The sequence below is a fragment of the Methylomonas sp. Uni0009 genome (genome assembly GCF_054188105.3).
Map to the genome: position 1 here is coordinate 2640948 of NZ_JBTAFN010000001.1, position 21454 is coordinate 2662401.

The following is a 21454-nucleotide window of genomic DNA, read 5'->3' on the forward strand; positions in this document are numbered from 1 at the left end:
CTATATCGATCACTATGACAAAATTTGCAGGATGGATGGGGAGCGGTCTCCAGAAAGATGAATCTATTGCTTTGCTGGGGCAAATGACGGCGGCGGATTCAACATTTAATGTTCGGCATGGTCAGAACTACGCCTTTTCAACCGCTGCGACCGATATGACGGACAGTAATGGGGTGTTGTTGCTCGTCCCGCAGTCCGGTTCGCGATTAGGTCGCTCTCAGAGTTTGTGGGATGCCTATTTAAGTCGCGGTGTCGATTTTTTAGTCGGTTTGCCGGAAGCTGATACCTTGCTGCTTATCGATACCAATCAGCAGCTGCTGATGTTGGCTACCGATCCGATTGGTCTCAGTAACATCTATTACGCAGAAATTGCCGGTGGCCTAATATTTGGTTCAAGTGCTGATTTTGTAGTGCGCCATCCTCAGGTCAGTAACGGCATTGCGCCGCAAGCGGTATTTGATTACATCTATCTCAACCATTGTCCCAGCCCCACAACGATTTATCGGCAGGTTAAAAAGCTGGAAGGCGGGCAATGCCTGGTTTATCACAACGGACGAATCAGCTTAAAACGCTACTGGCTACCGGTATTTCATGAGCAATCCTGCGATTTGCAGCAAGCCGGCCTGGAATTGCAGCAGCAGTTGATCGAAGCGGTTAGAAGTATGGCCGATACCGAAGACAATACCGGTGCGTTTCTGAGTGGTGGGCTGGATAGCTCCAGTGTGGCGGGTGCCTTGGCAAAGGTATTTCCAGGCAAGGCGAAAACCTTTTCGATGGGTTTTGACGCTGACGGCTATGATGAAATCGAGTACGCCAATATTGCAGTGCAACGTTTCAATACGCGGCAACACCAGTATTACGTCACTCCCGAGGATACCGTTAATGCCGTGCCGGCAATAGCGGCTTACTACGATGAGCCGTTTGGGAATGCGTCGGCCTTGGCAGCGTATTATTGCGCCAAGTTGGCTAAGGATCATGGTGTTGACCGTTTGCTCGCGGGGGATGGGGGGGACGAGATTTTTGCGGGTAACGAGCGCTATGCCAAGCAAATGTTATTCGAGAGTTATCATCGCCTGCCAAAATTCCTAAGCGCTGGCCTCGAAGCAACATTAAATAACTTGCCGGATGTAATAGCCAAACAAAAACTACCGTTCAAGGCAAAACGCTATATCGATCAAGCGAACGCAGCGATGCCAGACCGCTTACAGGACTACAATTTTTTGCATAGGCATGCTGCGGCAGACATTTTTCAAGCTGATTTTTTAGCGGAAATTGATACTTCTGCGCCCTTACGCCAGTTTAGGGAAGACTATTGGCGGCCGGAGTCTGCTAGTACCTTGAACCGTATGTTGTATCTGGATTGGAAAAATACGCTCCACGATAACGATTTGGTCAAGGTCAATAGAATGTGCGAAATGGCAGGCGTCGAAGTCTGCTACCCCTTGTTGGATAGACGCATTCTCGACTTGTCTTGCCGAATTCCTTCGAATGACAAGTTGCGAGGGCAAAAGCTGCGCTGGTTTTACAAGCAGGCTATGACGGATTTCCTTCCGGAGCGGATTATCAACAAGCCCAAGCATGGCTTTGGGTTGCCTTTCGGCGTTTGGCTGAAGGACCATCAGCCGCTTAAGCAGCTGGCTTATGGCGCAATAAATGATTTGAAGCGGCGCGAGTTTTTTAAACCGGACTTTTTGGATCATGCTATCGAGATGCATCAAAGCGTGCATGCCGCCTATTACGGCGATTTAGTTTGGATGTTGATGATGCTGGAGCTTTGGTTTGCCGGTAAGGGTTTGTAGTCAAACAATCCCCGTATTAACTAGCGATTTATAGAGAGTGACAAAAAACGTCAGTTATGAACAAAAACTACTTTTTTGATAAGGTTGTGGCTACAGGAATATTGCCTTTTTTATTTGTAAGAGCGTTGTGTAAGGCTTTGAAATGTATGTGAAAAAAGCTTAATTTTATCGTTTTATTCTGTTCGGAAGATAATTGGCATGCTAATTGTTAATAAGTCTGAGAGTTTTAAGTTCCGTTCATCATAAAAAAGAAGGTGGTTATGAATAAGCAAATGCAAAAAGTACAACAAGGTTTTACCTTGATCGAGTTAATGATCGTGGTCGCCATTATCGGTATCCTGGCTGCTATCGCGATTCCGGCGTATCAAGATTACACTATAAAATCCAAAGTCTCTGAGGGTCCGAGTTTAGCGTCGCCCGCCATAACAGCAGGTGGTGTTGCGTGTAGCGAGGGTACTCTGGGCATGGGTGCTAATGGAACGGCTGCGGGTGCTCAGACCAACGGTTCTTTTGGTCTTAGTACCAGTACAGCCATTGTAGGTAAATATGTCACTTCGGTTGAGATGACCGCTCCAACTTTTGCTACCGATCCTACTGCGACAATCACTATTACCTATAGAACTCTTGGTGGGCCCGTGCCAACCGGAAGAACGGTGATTTACTCTGGCCGATGCACTCAGGGATCGGGGATGCAATGGACAGTTTCAGGTGGTACTATGGACGCCAAATACAGACCAAAATAAAGATTTGTTTTAATTGATTGCTAAAGGGGCCTCAGGGCCCCTTTTGTTTTGATAGTATTTTATTTTTTACGTGAAAACAATGACTTGGTTTAATGCTCTCGCTAAGCTTTTATGCGAATCCAGCGCTCTGAAAGTATTACTACTTTCAGTTTTGATAGTGATTGTATATTTCCCAGGCTGTTATGGGCCGTTTGTGGCAGACGATTACCCTAATATTATTGATAACAATGGGATTCTACTGGAACATCTGAATAGCCAAGAATTGGCTTCCGCCTGGAGCGCCAATACCAGTGGCCCGTTCAAGCGGCCGATTGCAAGTTTCTCTTTTGCTTTGAATTACTATTATGCCGGCCAACATTTTGATCCGGTGGCTTTCAAGCTGACCAATGTCGGCATCCATTTCATCAACAGCTTCCTGGTGTTTTTTCTTAGTCGATTGTTGGTTAGCGTTGCGGCTCCAAGTTATCCCGCCCAAAAACTGGCGTTTCTAGCAGCATCGATCTGGGCATTGCATCCTATGCAATTGACCTCGGTTTTGTATGTGGTACAGCGGATGAGCAGTTTGTCCTGTCTGTTCATGTTAGGCGGATTTTTATTGTTTTTAAAAGGCAGGTTGCAAGCGGATAAGCCGGCCGGAATCGTGTTGATGGTAGCAGGCTGTGTGTTGGGCACGTTATTGGGAGCCTTGACCAAGGAAAATGCCTTATTATTGCCATTACTTATTTTTGTCTGTGAATTAACCTTGTTGCCGGCTATTCCTTCTACTGTACGAGGCAGAATTTACTGCTATTATGCCGTCACGGTGATACTACCAGTGCTGCTCGGAGTATCATATTTACTCAGTCACCCTGAGTACGTGCTAGGTGGTTACCTGACACGTAATTTTACCTTGGCGGAACGGCTGATGACCGAAGCCAGGGTGTTGTTCTATTATCTGGGGCTGTTGCTCTATCCCGATAATACCCAACTCAGTCTGGCGCACGATGATTTTACATTAAGTAAAGGTCTGTTTCAGCCGCAAACTACGGTGTTAGCAATCGTCGGTATTGTTTGCTTGATTATGGCTGCGATATATAACAGCTGTAGAAAAAGAACACGGTTTTTCAATTTTGCAATTCTGTGGTTCTTCATCGGACAGAGTATGGAGTCCAGTATTTTTCCGCTGGAATTGATTTATGAGCATCGTAATTATGTACCCAGCATTGGTATCGCGATTGCCGTGGTGGCTATATTGTATGAATTGCTTAGCAAGCGGATTGGCAATGGATTGCTCAACGCACTCTACGCCTGTATTGTCATCAGCCTGGCCTTGGCTACCCATACCCGAGCGGCAATTTGGTCCAATCTGGATAGCTTCAGTTATTTTGAGGTGCGTAATCACCCCGCTTCGGTACGAGCGAACAGCGCCTATGCCAATAGTCTTGAACTTAAACGAGGACCCAACCCAGAAACATATCAGCATTATTTAATTGCGTCACAGTTGAATACCTTTGAAGTTTCGACTTTGGTTGAAATGTTTAATGAACTTAATAGGTTGATTTATTTGCAAAGTAGGGATAATGAATCGAAAGAGATTGTCTTGCCTAGCCAATATGATGCTCCATTGGTGTTAGATGCGCGCTATATGTTGGCTCTAAAAGAGCTGGTTCACCAAGAAATAGTGGATAGGATTTCTGATAAATCCCATCCACTACGAACCATGGACTCAATCCGCGCCGCGACTAGGTGTTTGGTCAATGGGGATTACGAATGCAAAACGATAGCGGTTAATGTGTTGGAATGGATTGATGCTACCTTGGCCCAGTCTAATTTTAGTGACAAGCCTGTAATGCACTTAATCAAGGCTAAGGTTTTCTTTAATCAAGGGCAGACTGACGTTGCCATGGCAGAAGTCGACAAAGCCATCGCATTGTCACCCGACAGAATGTATTTTTACGCTGAAAAGGCTTATTTATATATCACGCTGAATGAGTTCGATAAGGCCGAACAAGTGATCAGGGAAGCTGAAGCTAGAGGTGTAGCAAACGGATCTGACGCGAAGGAGTTTAAAAAACTCAGGGATGCGATCATTATCAAAAAATCTATCACTCAACCCTAAAAGTCGTAACTTTTACTGTCGGATATTAATCAGCACACCCAAGCCAAATTCAATAGAATATTCGCTAAGTTTATCATCCTGATTCGCAGGGACTAGCATGATACTATTCGGGATTTGGTCAATTGCCATCAACAGCCGTCAAGGCCTGGGATTATGCGGATACTCAATATAGTCTTCAAAAATATCAATTCACTGGAAGGCGAAGGCCGAGTCGATTTCGACCAAGGACCTATCGCCGACAGCGGTGTGTTTGCTATCACTGGCCCCAACGGCTCAGGCAAAACCAGTATCCTCGATGTCATCACGCTAGGCCTATACGGTGAGACTTTTCGTTTCGACAAGCCTGCCGAGCATGTAATCACAAAGCAGGCAAACGATAGCTTCGCACAGGTTGAATTTGCTTTAGATGGCGAGAGGTTTCGTTCCTCATGGCAGGTAAAACGGCCTGCTGACGCAAATCAAGATCAGGTTTTACAGCCGGAAATGAGCTTGACTAAGTTAAACGATGATTCGGAGTTACTCGCCAGGACACCAAATACAGTACGGACCAAAATTGCCGAGTTGACGGGCATGGACTTTCATAAATTCAGCAAATCCATGGTTTTGCCGCAGGGCGACTTTGCGGCTTTTCTAAATGCGCTGGATAGCGAGCGCATGGACATTCTGGAAAAAATCAGCGGTACCCAGATCTATGTTGAGTATCGGCAGCGGACTGAAGGTAACTTTCATACATCGCTCAGTCGTTTAACGCAACTACAACAGGATATGGATCTGATTCCTTTACTCAGTCCGGAAGCCTTGCAAGCCGGTGAGCAAGACTTACAGGATTTCAAGGATCAAGTTGCTGAGTTAAAAAACCAACAAAAACAGTTGCAACAGCAACTATTTACAATCGAAAACATTCACTCACTAGAAGGACGCCAAAGACAACTTCTCGAACAGTCAAAGAAAGTTGATGCGCAAATTAAGCTGTTACAAGACGATTTACAGAAAATTGCCGATTGTCGGCAAGCGACGCAGTTTCGCGAAGAAGTAATTTTATTGGACGGTAAGCAGGGACAGATTGTCCAGAGTCAGGCGACCTTGGATGCTTATCGTCAGGAGCTGAATGCGCTACAGCGCCAACTTGGCGAAGATGTCAGTAACGCAATCGTCCCAAGCCTGAACGGTAAAAGCGTAGAGGAGCAAAAACAGGCTATTGATGCGCTGAAATTGAAAGTGGGTGATCTGAAGCTGGAGTTGCCGCGTGAAGCCGAACTGGTGCAGAAGCTGCAACAGCAATTGGACGAAAGAAAGGCCAGTCTTGCGGAAATAGACGGCTGGTTGCAAGATCATCAGGTGGATGCTAGTTTGCAGTCTGACTTTCCCGACGTGGTGCAGTTACGTAATCTTCGGACAGAACTGGTGGAGTTGGCCGGTAAGCAGAAGACTCAAGCCAATTGGACTAAAAACACGACTGCGGCGCTGAAAAAAAACCAGACTGCTTTACGCGATACTAAAACGGCGGTTGCCGATTTGAATGAGCGTATTGAAGCTGCACGTAAAACCCTACTGGAGTTGGCGCAAGGTAAAAGTTTCGAGGAGTTGAAGGAGTTACTGGTAGAGCAGCAAACACGGGTCAATGATTTTCAGGAACTGCACTCGCTGGCTGCGGTTAATGCCAAATTTACCAAAAAAAGTTTTTTTAGTTGGTTCTCTCGTAATAAAGCGCCGGAACTGCCCGATGAGACTCGCTTGCAAGCCAGGCTGGATGCCCTGCGAGACGAGATGGACCGTGAAGAGAATATCGGCAAAGCCTTGGAGCAAGCCGTGCTGAATGAGGCATTGCTGAAAAAATTTAGCGGTGATCGCGGCAAGTTGGTTGATGGTAAACCGTGTTTTTTATGTGGCTCCTTAGATCATCCCTATATTTCTAAACCGCCAATCCAAACCAACTCTAAAAAAGCCTTAGTCGATCAGCGCGGCAAGATGCAGGCCTTAAAAGCGGCTATCGATAGTGTCTCCGGGCAGTTGGCAGTGGCAAAAAAGCAAGGTAGTCAATTGTCAGCTCGGCAGCAAAGATTGCAGCAAATGCGCTCGCAATGGTTGGTTTTGAGCAACCGTTTAAACGCCGTCAGTGCGGAGCTGGACATCAATAATTTGTCTTTGCAAAAACGCTTGTGGGACGCAGAAGCCCAGGAGTTGGAGAAAATCAAAAACCTGGTCAATGATCACGCGCAGTTACAGCGTAATGTGGCTAAGTGGACGGCCGAGCTAGAAGCCAAGCACGCTTTGGTAGAAAAATTAACGGCGTCGGTGGAGCAACTTGATGCCACTTGGCGTAATCGGCCTCAGGAATACATCGAATCCGAACAGCTTTTCGCTAGTCGTACGGCGGAGCAAAAGGCGCTTGTTGATAAACTGGAAAAGCAGTTGGCTTTATTGGGTGAGAAGTTACCAGGAAAAGGCAAAGAAAATATAGTCTTCGATAAGCTCAATACTCGGCGCCAGGATTACCAAATCCGCGAGTTACGTCAGAAGGGCTTGCTGGAGGAAGTTGCTAGCTTGCAAGATAGACTGCAAGCCAGCCAAGCAAAAATAGCCAGTTATCAGGAGCAGACGGCTGACGCTTTGACTAGCTTGCAAACGGAAGAATCGCTGGGTTTGCATTTAGTTATCCTGGAGAAGCAAAAACTCATCGTCGAATTGGAGCGGCAAATAGCCACCCAGCAACTCGAACTAGATGCAATGCGGCGAGTTCTAGCTAATAAAATTGCGGGTGGCGTTTTTGCTGATGTCGATAGTTTACGGTCGGCTTTAGAGCTGATCGATAGGCGGGCGGAAATTGAGCAAAAGCTGGAACAGCAAAATACGCAATTGGCAGCAATCGGCGAAGAACTGGCTAAACTGTCAGCCGATTTACAAAATGAATTGGCGGTTATGCCGGCCAATTTAAACGAAGCCGATCTTTTGGGAATGCAACGTCAGCTATCCCAGAAAATCGATATAGCCGAACAAGAAGTAGCTACGTTGGAAACTAAGCTGGATAAACAGTCAGCTTATCAAGAAAAATATCAGAGCCTTCAGGCGCTTTTGGCTGAGCAAAGGGTGATACACGCGCAAGCCGAAGCGGAAATGAAGTTGATTAACGACGAGCAGGGTGGTTTCCGGCGGCGTATTCAACAGTTGTTGGTGGATAATTTGTTGTCGCAAGCCAACCGGATTTTGGAAAAACTAAGCGGACGTTACTATATTCGCAGTTTGGCTAGTGATAATGGTTTGGCGTTAGAGGTTGAAGATACCAAACAAAAAAATCTACGGCGATTGCCGAAAACCTTGTCTGGCGGGGAGAGCTTTGTGGTCAGTTTGGCTTTGGCCTTGGCGCTAGCTGAGATTGCCAACAACGGTAAGGCGATCGATTCACTGTTTCTGGATGAGGGCTTTGGTAATTTAGATGCGGAAGCCCTGTATCTGGCAATGAGTGCCTTAGAAGGCTTGAAGACTCAAGGGAAAACGGTCGGTGTAATTTCCCACGTCGAAGGGGTAAAAAAGCGCATTAAAACGCAGATTGAATTGGTAAAAAAAGCCAACGGTATGAGTGAGTTGAAGATGGTTGCTTGATCTGACGGTGGAGTAGGTGAATGCTCCACCACAAAATTAAGTAATTAATTGCTGGGGCGGAAGGCTTTGCCGTAGGTGGTTTCCGCGTTGAAATTGTCCCAAACATATAAAGGATAGACGATGGGCTGCGTAGGGATTGGCGAGGAAACCAAATCCAGCACGCCGACGCCGATTCTTCCTCCCATGTTCAATAACCCTTTAAAAGTCCCGCCGATAAAGCCGTAAATAACATTGCTTTGATTATTGATTAAAATAATGTTTTTCGGTATTTCCAGGGAAGATGTGGTGATGTTGGCGAGGCCGGTAGTCAGTTTTCGCCCGAAGGTTTCGCCATAGGTTTCGGCCTCTTCCGCTAGGCTTGGCAAGCTGGTCATTAGAAAAGCTGCGAATAAAACAGTGGTCAGGGCGCGAGTATTTCGATTCATAACTGATCCTGTATATGAGAATGGATTTGAGAATCTGTTGGTCGAGTCGGATTTACCGCTTCGACCGACAATCGCTCGAAAGTATAGCAGAGCCCTGAACTGTTTACTTTTTCAACGCCTTGGCAAATGCACTGCTCATGCTGTTCTGTAGCGCGGGTTGTTGTTTGGGTTTATGAGCAGTTTTTTGCGGTTTTTCTTTTGGAATAATCTCACCGGCATCCACGTTTTTTCGCATGCTTAGAGAAATACGCTGGCGTGCTACATCCACTTCCAGTACACGTACTTTTACCATATCGCCGGTTTTTACGACGCTACGCGGATCTTTAACAAAGTCGTCCGCCAGGTGTGAAATATGCACCAAACCGTCTTGGTGTACGCCGATGTCCACAAAAGCACCGAAATTGGCGACATTGGTCACGACGCCGTCTAAAGTCATGCCGGGTTCAAGATCGGTAATTTTCTCAACACCATCCTTGAATTGTACGCTTTTAAACTCCGGACGCGGGTCGCGGCCGGGTTTTTCCAGTTCCTGCAAAATATCCGAGACGGTGGGAACGCCAAAATTGGCGTTGGCATAGTTTGCCGGATTCAGGCCGCGTAAAAACTGGCTTTGGCCGATCAAGTCGCGGATTGATTTGCCCGTATCATCTAGGATTGCATTGATCACGGGGTAGGCTTCTGGATGTACGGCAGATGCGTCTAGCGGGTTGTCGCCGTTCATGACTCTGAGAAAGCCGGCGGCTTGTTCGAACGCTTTATCGCCTAGGCGCGGCACTTTTTTCAGCTGATTGCGGTTCGCAAACGGGCCATTCGCATCGCGAAACGCAACGATGTTTTCGCTGATGCTGCTGCTAAGTCCGGATACTTGTTTCAGCAAAGCTACCGAAGCTGTGTTTACGTCTACGCCGACCGCGTTCACGCAATCCTCTACCACGGTATCTAGCATACGAGCCAATTGCACTTGGTTAACATCATGTTGGTATTGACCAACGCCTATCGATTTTGGATCGATTTTCACCAGTTCCGCCAGTGGGTCTTGTAGCCGGCGGGCTATCGATACTGCGCCGCGTAATGAGACGTCGAGGTCTGGAAACTCCTTGGCAGCCAGTTCCGATGCCGAATATACCGACGCGCCGGCTTCGGAAACTGTGATTTTTTGAAAATTAAGGTCTTTATGTTGCTTCATCAAGTCTGCAACCAATTGATCAGTTTCCCGAGAAGCGGTGCCGTTACCGATACTCACCAGTTGTACTTGGTGCTGCTTGATCAATTTAGCCAGAACTGCTATCGATTGATCCCACTGGTTCTTAGGTTGATGTGGGTAAATGGTTTCTGTGGTCAACAGCTTGCCGGTTGCGTCAACCACAGCAACTTTGACACCTGTGCGAATGCCGGGGTCCAGGCCCATGGTCGCTTTGGGACCTGCTGGCGCCGCCAGCATCAAGTCGCGCAAATTGCTGGCAAACACTCTAATGGCTTCTTGCTCGGCGGCTTCGCGCAGTCTCAGCTTTAGATCCATATCGATACGGGTAAATAATTTGATTTTCCAGGCAAAGCGGGCGGTTTCGGCCAACCAGGCATCGGCGGGTTTTTCTGTGTCTTTAACTTGAAGGCGTTGACTAACGAATTGTGAACATAACTGATGTTCTTCTTGATCCAGTTCCGCCGGTTTCAGGGTTAAGGACAGTAAATCCTCGTTACGACCGCGGAACAAGGCCAAGGCACGGTGCGACGGAATCTTATTGATCGCTTCGCTATAGTCGAAATAATCCTTGAATTTGGCTGCCTCTGCTTCCTTGCTGGTCACGACGCTAGCGTGCAGGATCCCCTTATTCCAAACACGTTCGCGCAATTCAGCAAGTAGTTCGGCATCTTCGGAAATACGCTCCATGATGATCTGACGGGCGCCCTCCAGGGCCGCCGCGACATCCGCGATACCTTTTTCAGCATCGATATAGCTAGCTGCGATTTGTTCGGGGATTAGGTCGCGATTATCCAGGATGGCGTCGGCTAATGGTTCAAGACCGGCTTCGCGAGCAATTTGCGCTTTGGTGCGGCGTTTAGGCTTGTAGGGTAGGTATAGGTCTTCCAGAAGCGTTTTGGTGTCGGCGTCGAGTATTGCTAGTTCCAGTTCCGGGGTGAGCTTTCCTTGCGAGCGAATGGTGTCGAGAATTGAGTCGCGGCGGCTGTTAAGTTCCCGCAAATAAATCAATCTTTCCTCAAGATTTCGCAATTGCGTATCGTCCAGGCCACCGGTGACTTCTTTGCGATAGCGGGCTATGAAGGGCACCGTGGCGCCATCGTCCAATAGGGCGGCTGCGGCGGCGACTTGTTGCGGCTTAACTGAAAGTTCTTCGGCAATGCGTTGGATAACGTCCATCTGTAGCTAAAATAAAATTGGTATAAAGGCTCAATTCTACATTAGCGTGGGTTCTTGAAAAAGCGAACTATCAGAAATGGAGTGAGAAACTTGCAGGCACAAAAAAGGCGCCAGCTGAATTTTCAGCTGGCGCCTAAATTGCTAAGCAAAAATTATTTCGCTTGGCTTAAAACGTCGTTATTAAAATCTTTATGCTTTGCCAAAACTTGGGCTTCAGCTTGGGCAGAAGTTTCGCCGCTGTATTTGAGATGTTTGGTTTCATCCGCTTTCAGCAAAACGACGCCAGCAATAGCAATTGCAGTAACAACAGCAACTACAGTAAAGGTATTGTCTTTTTCTTGTTCAGCCATTTTTATAATCCTCATCTTGTTGTTGTAATAATTAGCCCTAAACGGGGCAACTCGAGTTGTATGTCGAAATTAGTATTATTGTTGGTCGACGGTGCATTTTTTACACTCAAAACTGTTTTGTGTCAAAACAATATTTTTGCGATTATTCGTTTTGATTGATAGGTGTTTTATTTTTCTAATAAAATCAATTAATTATGGGCTTTTCTTTTGGCTGAAAAGTATCCGGTTTTGATGCGATGCTGTTGCTGCGTATCTGTTTCGGCGCGGTTTGCTATGCATTTATGCCGTATGCCCGAAGCTTGCATTGCGGCGGCAAGTTTAGAAATATTGCGGGAAATTCCTATCGTTTGTCGAGTGTTCTGCGGGGCGATGAAGAGAAAGGAGGTATGGTTAACTTCGGCCATCGTGCAGGTTGCATGGTAGGATTGGAATTTGAATCTGGCAGTCTGTTTGTTCTTACGGCGTTGTGTTGTTCGAATGGAGGCGGCTCGAAAATAATCTTTAGCTAAATTTGAGGTACTCATGCTTAAACACATACATCTTCTTTTCGTGGCAGTTTTGGTCGTCAGCTTTATTGGGCGAGTGGTGCTTGCCGAGCTAAAGCCAGCCCTGTTGGAGCAGAAATGGCTAAAAATTGGTCCGCATGTTATTGCGAGTTTGGTCTTGTTGACCGGATTTGCCTTGGTTTTCCAAGGAGATTGGTTGTCAGCAGAATTTGCTTGGATTGTAGCCAAGCTATTGATGTTGATAGTTTACATTGGCTTGGGGATTGTGGCGATTCGCCAATCGGGACGTTCGCGATGGTTGGCTTTTGGTGGCGCATTGATTTGTTTGTATTACATCTCCAAGGTTGCTGTGACTAAGCAGGTTTTTTTCTTTTTTTAAGTGTTGTTCTATGCGTTGGGGTTTGCCCGCGAGGCCTTGTGTTTCTTAGAGAGTAGATAAATTTGGCTTGCGAAAAATAGTTATTGACAGATTGTGAAATTTGTAGGCTAACGAAAAAAGCTTGTCAAAGCGTTTTTATTCGGATAACCTCAAACCTCCTGTCAATACTCAACGTAAGGAGGGTAGGATGCGAAAAACGAAATTGACGGCAATATTATTGCTTTCAGCGAGTCTAGCGTCTTTTAGCTCTGTAGGTTTAGCGAAAACAGAAAGGAACGGTTTTCTTTCCCTTGAACAAAGCGGCGTCGCATCGTATTACAGCGACAAAATGCATGGTCAGCGGACAGCAAACGGTGAATTTTATGATAAAAACGCATTAACTGCGGCTCACGCGAGCTTGCCGTTTGGTTCTTTGGTGCGTGTCGTTAATCTTAGTAATAATCGTAGTGTCGAGTTGCGGATAAATAGCCGCGCTCATAAAGCCAATAAGCGGCTGCTTGATGTGTCCAAAAGGGCGGCCAGCGAGCTTGGTTTTATCCAAGCAGGCTTGGCGAAAGTCAAACTTGAAGTTCTGCGTGTAGGCGACGCCTAAGTTGCCTGTAGCGATGTAATTCGGTCTACGGACCGGATTACATCGTCCTCGCTTATTCTGAAATCTCTCAAACTTACTTGTTAAGCGGTTTCTTTAATCGCTTTAAAACCGATGTCTGTTCGGAAATACACATCCTGCCAGTTGATTTGTCTGCATAGCTCGTAGGCTTTTTCCTGGGCTTGAGCGATGCTGTCGCCCAATGCACACGCGCATAATACTCGGCCTCCAGCGGTGACTACTTGGCCTGCAACTTGTTTGGTGCCGGCATGAAACACTTTAAAATCGTCACCAATATTGCCCGGTAATCCGCTGATTGGATGGCCTTTGGCATAGTCGTCGGGATAGCCGCCGGCTGCGAGTACGACACCCAATGAAGGGCGTTCGTCCCACTCGGTGGTCGTATGATCAAGTTGTTTATCTATGGCCGCCAGACAAAGTTCAACCAAATCGCTTTTTAAACGCATCATGATCGGTTGGGTTTCCGGATCGCCAAAGCGGCAGTTGTATTCCAACACTTTGATACTACCGTTCTTGCCTATCATTAGGCCGGCGTAGAGAAAGCCGGTATATTCGTTACCGTCTTCACGCATGCCTTGCAAAGTGGGCAAAATTACCTCATCCATGACGCGCTGGTGAATCTCCGGTGTCACGACAGGTGCGGGAGAATAGGCCCCCATGCCGCCGGTGTTGGGGCCTTGATCGCCGTTGTCGCGGGCCTTGTGATCTTGAGAGGTGGCCATGGCCAAGGCATGCAAGCCGTCGGCGATAACGATAAAACTGGCTTCTTCGCCATCCAAAAATTCTTCAATCACCACCCGGTGCCCGGCCGTGCCAAACGTATTGCCGGCTAACATGTCTTGAACCGCGGCAATTGCCTCTTGTTCGGATTGGGCGACGACTACGCCTTTACCGGCTGCCAAACCATCGGCTTTGACAACGATGGGTGCGCCATTTTCGCGAATATAAGCGATTGCCGGTTCAACTTCTGTAAAACTTTCGTATGCGGCTGTGGGGATGCCGTGGCGGATCATAAAATCCTTACAGAAGGATTTGGAGCCTTCCAACTGCGCGGCTTGAGCAGTCGGCCCGAAGCACTTCAAACCAGCGGCGGAAAATCGGTCAACGATGCCTTTGACTAAGGGTACCTCCGGTCCAATTATGGTGAGCTCTATGTCTCGGGCTTGAGCGAAACTCAATAAACCTTCGATATCGTCGGCCTGAATATCTACATTGTTTATGCCGTGTTCCAGGGCAGTACCAGCGTTACCAGGCGCAACGTAGACGTTGCCGGCTTTTGCGGATTGCCTGACTTTCCAGGCCAAGGCGTGTTCTCGGCCGCCACTACCTACGATCAAAATATTCATATAAGGTTGTCCCGTATTAGTGTCTGAAATGCCGCATGCCGGTCAATACCATCGCGATATTGTGTTCGTCGGCGGCGGCAATCACTTCTGCATCGCGCATCGAGCCGCCTGGATGAATTACCGCCGTTATGCCGGCCGCCGCGGCCGCGTCGATGCCGTCGCGGAACGGAAAAAAGGCATCGGAGGCCATGACCGAGCCAGGCACCGTTAAGCCTTCGTCGGCGGCCTTAATGCCGGCGATTTTTGCCGAATAAACTCGACTCATTTGTCCGGCGCCAATGCCAATGGTTTGGCCGTCTTTGCCGTAAACGATGGCATTGGATTTAACAAATTTAGCGACTTTCCAGACGAATAATAGGTCCGCCAATTCTTGTTCAGTTGGTGCGCGTTTGCTGACTACTTTCAAATCGGCAGCGCTGATCTTGCCGGTATCCTTATCCTGAACTAATAAGCCGCCTGCGACGCGTTTAAAATCTAAGGCTGATTCATGGGTATTTGTCCAATAGCCGGTTTCCAGCACCCGGACGTTCTGCTTTTTAGCCAACGCCGCTTGCGCACCCGCTGATACGGCCGGTGCGATGATCACTTCGACGAACTGGCGTCCTGCGATTTCCGCCGCAGTCTTTTCGTCCAATTCGCGGTTGAAAGCGATAATGCCGCCAAATGCGGAGGTCGGGTCAGTCGCGTACGCCAGATTGTAGGCGTCGAAAATGTCACCGCTTACCGCAACGCCGCAAGGATTGGCGTGTTTGACGATCACGCAGGCAGGTTGGTCGTTAAACGCTTTGACACATTCTAATGCCGCATCGGCGTCGGCAATATTGTTGTAAGACAGTTCCTTGCCTTGCAATTGCTTGGCGGAGGCTATGCTGCCAGTCGGTGGATTTTTTTCACTATAAAAAGCCGCGTTTTGATGGGGATTTTCGCCGTAACGCATGCTCTGTAGGCGGTGGAATTGCAGATTTAGGGTTTCCGGGAAATCGCCGCCATCGACGACTTTACTGAGGTAAGCGGCAATCATTGTGTCGTAACGCGCGGTTTGCTCAAAGCTCTTTAGCGCCAATTTAAAACGGGTGTCGTGGCTTAGGGCGCCGGCATTCGCTTGTAACTCGGCCAAAATTTTCGGGTAATCGACCGGATCGACAACGATAGCCACGTCGTTATGGTTCTTGGCTGCGCCCCGGATCATGCTGGGGCCACCAATGTCAATGTTTTCTATCGCGGTTTCCAAGTCGCAATCGGGTTTTGCGACGGTTTGTTCGAAGGGATACAAGTTGACTACTACCATATCGATGGCTTTGATGCCGTTCTCGGCCATCACTGCGTCATCAATGCCGCGCCGACCTAGAATGCCGCCGTGAACTTTGGGATGTAGGGTTTTGACGCGGCCGTCCATCATTTCCGGGAAGCCGGTGTAGTCGGAGACTTCGGTAACCGTAATATTATTGTCGGCTAGCAGTTTAGCCGTGCCGCCGGTGGAGAGTAGCTCGATGCCTAGGTGGCTGAGTTCTCGGCAAAATTCCAGAATACCGGCTTTGTCGGAAACGCTGACCAATGCGCGGGTCACTTTTTTATTTATGCCCAAAGTGGGATTCATGCAAACCTCAAGAAAGGGTAAAAAGAAGGGTTGGAAATTAACCTATGCCGTAATGTTCAAGCTTTTTGCGTAAGGTGCTGCGGCTGAGGCCGAGGATAATCGCGGCTTTGCTTTGATTGTAATCGCAGTGTTTCAGCGTGGTTTCCAGTAGGGGTCTTTCCACTTCTGCTAAAACCAAATGGTATAAACCGCTGGAATCGTGCCCGTTTAGGTGGGCGAAATAGTCTTCGACGCAATGACGGACATGGTCAGACAGCGTTTGCTCGCTGCCGGTGACTTTATGTGTAAGATGTTTTCCCATCTAGGCGGCTCGTGGTGTCAGCAAATTGAAAGAGGCGTTGACGAGCGCGAGTTGCCGCGCAGCGTGTTGGGCTTGGTTAATTGCAGTCTTTTGGTCGGCAGGCAGATTGCCGAGATGATCGAAATACCAGCCGATGTGCTTGCGGGCGATTCTAACACCACTGTCGTTGCCATAAAAACTGTATAAATTTTCCAGGTGCCGGTTGATAACGGCTTTGATGTCGGTCAAGCAAAGTGGTGAATATGTCGTGTTGCCGAGATGGGCGACTAGGTCGTTAAATATCCAGGGTTTGCCTTGCGCCGCTCGCCCTATCATCACCGCGTCGGCTCCCGTATATGCCAATACCTCACTGGCTTTAGCGGGGCTATCGATATCGCCGTTTGCGATAATCGGAATACTGATACTTTGTTTGACCTGTTTGATGGTGTCGTACTCAGCATGTCCGGAAAATTTACAGGCTCGGCTGCGCCCGTGTATGGTGAGCGCTTGAATGCCGCAGCTCTCAGCAATCTTGGCGATGCTTGGCGCGTTTCTATTGGCTAAGTCCCAGCCCGTACGAATCTTGAGGGTTACCGGGATTTCCACGGCATTGATTACCGCGTCTAAAATTTTAGCCACTAATGACTCATTTTTCATTAGCGCTGAACCCGCCGCCACCGAGCACACTTTTTTTGCCGGGCAGCCCATGTTAATGTCGATAATCTGGGCGCCTCGGTCCTGATTCAATTTGGCCGCTTCAGCCATTTGCCGAGGGTCGGTACCCAAAATTTGCACCGAGCGCAGGCTAATGTCGCCGTTGTAATCGAGCTTTTTCAGGGTGCGCGGGTGGTGCTGCAAGCTGCGATTTGAAATCACCATTTCCGACACCGTGAGGCCCGCTCCAAATTCGCTGCAGATTTGCCGAAACGGTGCGTCTGTAATGCCCGCCATCGGCGCTAGTAATACTGGGTTGGGAAGTTCGTAAGGGCCAATTCGCATGAAAAGCCAAGCTAGTCGAAAAAGGCGGCAAATGATACCCGAAAACGCGCGGATTAACGATGGCTGAAAGAAAGTTCTTGAAAATCGTTGTTGGCGTTGATTTGGGAGCAAGTATTGCGTATTAATTTGGGGTTTAAATCTCCTGTGACCATTATCGCCGCGAAATCCACGGATGAAGTAGAAGCGTAAGCAATCGGCGAGATTTCCGGATTTGTTGAAGAGGATTGCATCGTTTGCCCGCGATGAAGTAGTCTTGGCCGAACAATTATGGAGTTAGATTCAATGGATAAACAAAGCTCAAATACTGTTTGGCATCATGCCACCGTAACACGTAGCCGCCGAGAGATTTTAAACGGGCACAAATCGGCCATTCTGTGGTTTACCGGTTTATCCGGGGCAGGCAAGTCAACTTTGGCTCATGCCGTCGAGGAGCGGTTGTACCAATTAAAGTGTCGAACGTTTGTGTTGGATGGCGATAACGTTCGCCAAGGCTTATGTGGCGATCTGGGGTTTAGTCATCAAGACCGGCAGGAGAATATCCGTAGAATTGCCGAAGTCGCCAAATTAATGCTGGAGGCCGGTACGATAGCGTTAACTGCCTTTATTTCGCCCTTCCGGGCTGAACGGCAATATGCGCGAAATTTGGTACCGCACGGCGATTTTATTGAAATTTACTGCAACTGCGATTTGTCCGTGTGTGAACAGCGGGATGTAAAAGGTCTATATAAAAAAGCGCGGCAAGGCGATATTAAACTATTCACCGGCATATCTTCCCCTTATGAAGTGCCGGAAAACCCCGAGATGGTAGTAGGTACCGGAACGTATGAGTTGGAAGCCTGTGTCGACCAAGTCATGAGCATGCTCGAGCAGCGCGGTGTTATCGCCTCTACTAAAGGCGAAATGTAAAGTGAATATCGACGTATTTAATGGCGATGCAGATGGTATTTGTGCGTTGCTACAGTTGCGATTGGCTTTTCCCAAGGAGTCTGTGCTTGTTACTGGGGTCAAGCGTGACATTGGTTTATTAAGTCGAGTTTGCGCTGAGGCAGGCGATCAAGCAGTTGTGCTCGACATCTCTCTGGATAAGAATCGCGTACCGCTATGCGAGCTTCTTAATAAAGGTGTCAGTTTTTTTTACATGGATCACCATTATTCAGGTGAAATTCCAGTTCACCAAGGTCTGACCTCTTTAATAAGCACTGATGCCAACGTTTGCACAAGTTTATTGATGAATATTTATTTGAAGCAACGCTTTGCCGAATGGGCTGTGACAGGGGCTTTTGGCGATAATTTGGATGCTTCGGCAAGAGAAGCCGCTAAGTTACTTAATTTAACGGCCCAAGAATTGCTTAAGCTACAGCAACTGGGAATCGCTATCAATTACAACGCTTACGGTGCGAGTATCGATGATCTATATTTTGCTCCGGATGAGCTCTATAGGCAGCTGGAAGGTTTTATATCGCCGTTTGACTTTATCCGGGATAAGGCGGAAATTTGTCAGCAATTATTTAATGGTTATAACGAGGATATGAGTCTAGCGGCGCAAGTTGATGCTGAATATCAGACCGACAGTATCTCGGTAGTTATTTTGCCTGATGAAAAGTGGGCAAGGCGGGTATCTGGTGTATGGGGAAATCAACTGGCTAATCAATATCCGAATAGGGCTCATGCAATCGTTAGCAACAATCAAAGAGGAGGCTATCAAATTAGCGTTAGAGCCCCGATAAATAATAAAGTTGGTGCCGATGTGTTATGTGCCTTATTTTCGGGTGGCGGCCGTAAGGCTGCGGCAGGTATTAATCATATTCCATACCAGCAGTTGACCAATTTTGTAGCGGCTTTTCAAAGCCAATATCAATGAGCCAAGTTTTTTGTGAAAAATAGCTTATTAATTGCTTGTGTTGTTTATACGATTTTTGTCGTTTACGGCAGTTTGGTGCCATGGCAATTTAATAGTATTTCGTTAAGCGATGCTTGGTTTCGTTTTCAGAATATTGAATATTTGACCCTGGGTATTGCGTCAAGAGCAGATTGGGTTGCCAATATTCTGCTATTTATACCGCTTGCCTTTCTTTGGCTGGGTACGCTTTCCCTAAAGCAACAATTTGTTGGTAGGTGTGTATCGTCAGTTTTTGTATTGATAGTCAGTTTTTTGCTTTGTTCGACTATCGAATTTACTCAGTTATTTTTTCCTCCCAGAACGGTGTCGTTAAACGACATAATAGCCGAAACTTTGGGAGCCGCCATTGGTGTTTTTGCGTGGTGGGTTTTTGGTGGAAGATTTGCCAATTGGTTTGAAAATTGGCAAATAAATAAAAACAATTCAGTTCCCTATTTGCAAATCTATTTGGGGTGTATGTTTTTTTACAGCGTCATGCCGCTGGATTTAACCCTAAGTCCTGTTGAGTTTTATCATAAATGGCATGAAGGGCGCGTTATTCTACTGCCATTTTATGGGTTAAAGGGAGAAGCTTTTCGAGATATATATGACTGCTTGTCTGACGTCATATTATGGATGCCAATTCCATGGCTATGGTATAAGCTTAAACCTTTGAGTAAAGTTGATCTATTAAAAAGAGTTTTTTTCTCGGCAACTATAATTGAGTTTTTTCAGCTGTTTGTATATAGCAGGGTTACCGATGTTACGGATATTTTGCTTGCGTTGGTGGGCGGTTTTATTGGCGTGCAATTAATAACGTTAGGTTCAAATAGGCTTGCTTTGGTCGGAAGTGCTAGTGAGTTGAAAAGTTATCATAGGTTCACTGTTTTGTATGTGTGTTTAGCGTATTTTTTATGGGTATTGGTTGTAGGATTTGTATTTTTGTACCCTTATGATTTTGAGTGGGGTTATATAAGATTTTCAACTTGGAGTGATAAGTTTCTTAGAGTGCCTTTTTATGCATATTATTATGGTACCGAATATAGGGCTATTACAGAGGTTTTTCATAAAATTTTATTTTTTATGCCTTTTGGTTTGATAGGGTATTCTTTTCAGTATTTTAATAGCCGTAATCAAGCAAGTATCATTATTTTGGCTGTAATAGTGATGACGGCTCTGAGTATTGAATTTGCACAATTGTTTTTGCCAAATAAAAATGTTGATATAACAGATGTTATTTTAGAATCTTTTGGAGGGTATCTCGGTTATTCGGTGGTCAAGCTGCTGCAACTTAATAGACCTGCTTTGCCGGAGCCTAAAAACAAGCTGGGAAATGAGGTTTTGTTTGCGATTTCAAGGGGGCAGGCTAATTTTGCTGAAGGCTCGGCTTCCGTGAGTCGTCCAAGAAATATTACGAGCTATACAAGTGGGATTCCCCTATTTTTGCTGGTAGTGGGGTCTGTATTTGTGACTTTGGGTGTGCTGGTATTTGTCAGTGGCTCTGAGGCTATGCCTTACAATGTGAGGGAGTTATTTTCGAAAGAATACCGAATCATCAGTGCTTTAGGCATAGCTGTATTGATTTATTGGTGCTTTGCATATCCGCTATTCTCTTTGATGAATATTTTGAAAAACGGTAGGGGAGAAGTTTTTTTTTATGCTCGTTTTTTAGCGGTACATACTCTGATAGCGTGGATGTTGGTAAGGGTTATTGTTCCCCTTGAAAGTATACATGATGTGTTGGGCTCTCCAATTTTGAGTATCCCCGCAGAGCTAGAGCTAGCGTTTCGGTTTTTAGGTTTGTTTGGTGTATATTCATTAATCGCATTGACAGCCACTCATGCGGCGCTTTTTTGGGTGGTTTCAACTCGGCAGTTGGTGCGGCTTTTCGTTTTAGGCTTCTTTTGGATATTATCGTTACTGCCGTTTGGGTATTGGATCGTGGTTATTGAAGCTGCGACGGACAATCTAACAGAGTTAATGATCAATAGTGGCTATTCTTTCGCGGTCATCTGTATTGGTATTTATTTTTTTCTGGTCGGCTGGCTAGGTTCGTCAATTTTATTTTTAACAGTTTTTAATAATAATCGGCACATTGTTGTTATCGGATTTTTATTTATAATTTCTTTTCCATTAGGCTATCAGTTGTTAAGTTGGGGAACGGAGCAGTTTATTCTAAAGTATGATGCTGTTTTTTCGGCTATGCAATTTTTGTTAAGTGCTGATAGAAGTCATTTAGTTTCAGGCGATATATTAATGGCGCGTTTTTTTGTGGCGCACTTTGGACTGGTTTTATTGGTTTTTACGGCTCAAGCCCCGCTGTGTATGATTTTTCGTAATGTGGTTACGTCGAAATATTCAACGAAGCCCATGTAACGAAGTGCTTAGTGGTGTTTTAGTTTTTCAGATGGCTATTTTAGTTTTTATTATTTTTTTTAAATTGATGCGTATTTATGTGCTTGG

General features: G+C 46.6%; 17 protein-coding genes. 9 read left to right on the forward strand and 8 right to left on the reverse strand.

All coding sequences use genetic code 11. The features are described from left to right. Positions 1-14 precede the first annotated feature (14 nt). From ACWAU0_RS12445 to ACWAU0_RS12460, 4 genes are all read left to right on the forward strand, one after another. Positions 15-1799, forward strand: a complete 1785-nt coding sequence (locus ACWAU0_RS12445) for an asparagine synthetase B family protein (RefSeq protein ID WP_523070797.1) — start codon at positions 15-17, stop codon at positions 1797-1799. Positions 1800-2059: 260 nt separating this feature from the next. After that, the gene (locus ACWAU0_RS12450; RefSeq protein WP_458136861.1) at positions 2060-2542 is read left to right on the forward strand and encodes a pilin; all 483 of its coding nucleotides are present in this window, start codon (positions 2060-2062) and stop codon (positions 2540-2542) included. 79 nt (positions 2543-2621) lie between these two features. Then, a complete protein-coding gene (locus ACWAU0_RS12455; protein WP_458139228.1) occupies positions 2622-4640 on the forward strand; it encodes a tetratricopeptide repeat protein in 2019 nt (672 codons plus the stop codon). A gap of 153 nt (positions 4641-4793) precedes the next feature. Continuing rightward, on the forward strand, positions 4794-8240 hold the full coding sequence (locus ACWAU0_RS12460) for an AAA family ATPase (protein WP_458136862.1): 3447 nt from the start codon (positions 4794-4796) through the stop codon (positions 8238-8240). 44 nt (positions 8241-8284) lie between these two features. Here ACWAU0_RS12460 and ACWAU0_RS12465 read toward each other — a convergent pair whose 3' ends face one another. The 4 genes from ACWAU0_RS12465 to ACWAU0_RS12480 all read right to left on the reverse strand — a co-directional run bounded on the left by ACWAU0_RS12465 (position 8285) and on the right by ACWAU0_RS12480 (position 11919). Beyond that, positions 8285-8665, reverse strand: a complete 381-nt coding sequence (locus ACWAU0_RS12465; protein ID WP_033155672.1) for an exosortase system-associated protein, TIGR04073 family — start codon at positions 8663-8665, stop codon at positions 8285-8287. Positions 8666-8768: 103 nt separating this feature from the next. Further along, entirely contained in the window at positions 8769-11045 is a 2277-nt protein-coding gene (locus ACWAU0_RS12470; RefSeq protein ID WP_458136863.1) for a Tex family protein, read from the reverse strand. Between the two features lie 152 nt (positions 11046-11197). Next, the gene (locus tag ACWAU0_RS12475) at positions 11198-11395 is read right to left on the reverse strand and encodes a hypothetical protein (RefSeq protein ID WP_033155670.1); all 198 of its coding nucleotides are present in this window, start codon (positions 11393-11395) and stop codon (positions 11198-11200) included. A 188-nt stretch (positions 11396-11583) separates the two neighbouring features. Next, positions 11584-11919, reverse strand: a complete 336-nt coding sequence (locus tag ACWAU0_RS12480; RefSeq protein ID WP_458136864.1) for a hypothetical protein — start codon at positions 11917-11919, stop codon at positions 11584-11586. Here ACWAU0_RS12480 and ACWAU0_RS12485 point away from each other — a divergent pair. Together ACWAU0_RS12485 and ACWAU0_RS12490 are read left to right on the forward strand one after the other, a co-directional pair. After that, on the forward strand, positions 11918-12280 hold the full coding sequence (locus ACWAU0_RS12485) for a SirB2 family protein (protein WP_458136865.1): 363 nt from the start codon (positions 11918-11920) through the stop codon (positions 12278-12280). The genes ACWAU0_RS12480 and ACWAU0_RS12485 overlap by 2 nt on opposite strands. A gap of 187 nt (positions 12281-12467) precedes the next feature. Then, positions 12468-12872 (forward strand): septal ring lytic transglycosylase RlpA family protein, encoded by a 405-nt coding sequence (locus ACWAU0_RS12490; RefSeq protein WP_064010231.1) that lies wholly within the window; start codon positions 12468-12470, stop codon positions 12870-12872. Between the two features lie 80 nt (positions 12873-12952). Here the strand turns inward: ACWAU0_RS12490 and purD are convergent, their stop codons facing one another. From purD to dusB, 4 genes are read right to left on the reverse strand one after another with little or no spacing between them, the layout of a single operon-like run. Beyond that, positions 12953-14236 carry a phosphoribosylamine--glycine ligase gene (gene purD, locus ACWAU0_RS12495; RefSeq protein ID WP_458136866.1) on the reverse strand — a complete coding sequence of 428 codons (1284 nt, stop codon included), beginning with the start codon at positions 14234-14236 and terminating at the stop codon, positions 12953-12955. Between the two features lie 16 nt (positions 14237-14252). Beyond that, positions 14253-15833 (reverse strand): bifunctional phosphoribosylaminoimidazolecarboxamide formyltransferase/IMP cyclohydrolase, encoded by a 1581-nt coding sequence (gene purH, locus ACWAU0_RS12500; protein WP_458136867.1) that lies wholly within the window; start codon positions 15831-15833, stop codon positions 14253-14255. Between the two features lie 37 nt (positions 15834-15870). Continuing rightward, on the reverse strand, positions 15871-16134 hold the full coding sequence (locus ACWAU0_RS12505; RefSeq protein WP_020485063.1) for a helix-turn-helix domain-containing protein: 264 nt from the start codon (positions 16132-16134) through the stop codon (positions 15871-15873). Next, on the reverse strand, positions 16135-17112 hold the full coding sequence (dusB, locus tag ACWAU0_RS12510; RefSeq protein WP_458136868.1) for a tRNA dihydrouridine synthase DusB: 978 nt from the start codon (positions 17110-17112) through the stop codon (positions 16135-16137). A 282-nt stretch (positions 17113-17394) separates the two neighbouring features. Here dusB and cysC point away from each other — a divergent pair, with 282 nt between their 5' ends. Genes cysC through ACWAU0_RS12525 form a run of 3 tightly spaced genes read left to right on the forward strand, consistent with a single transcriptional unit; the run spans position 17395 to position 21367 of the window. After that, the gene (gene cysC, locus ACWAU0_RS12515; RefSeq protein ID WP_205451140.1) at positions 17395-18018 is read left to right on the forward strand and encodes an adenylyl-sulfate kinase; all 624 of its coding nucleotides are present in this window, start codon (positions 17395-17397) and stop codon (positions 18016-18018) included. Between the two features lies 1 nt (position 18019). Further along, the gene (locus ACWAU0_RS12520; protein ID WP_458136869.1) at positions 18020-18973 is read left to right on the forward strand and encodes a DHH family phosphoesterase; all 954 of its coding nucleotides are present in this window, start codon (positions 18020-18022) and stop codon (positions 18971-18973) included. Between the two features lie 12 nt (positions 18974-18985). Continuing rightward, on the forward strand, positions 18986-21367 hold the full coding sequence (locus ACWAU0_RS12525; RefSeq protein ID WP_458136870.1) for a VanZ family protein: 2382 nt from the start codon (positions 18986-18988) through the stop codon (positions 21365-21367). Positions 21368-21454: the final 87 nt, after the last annotated feature.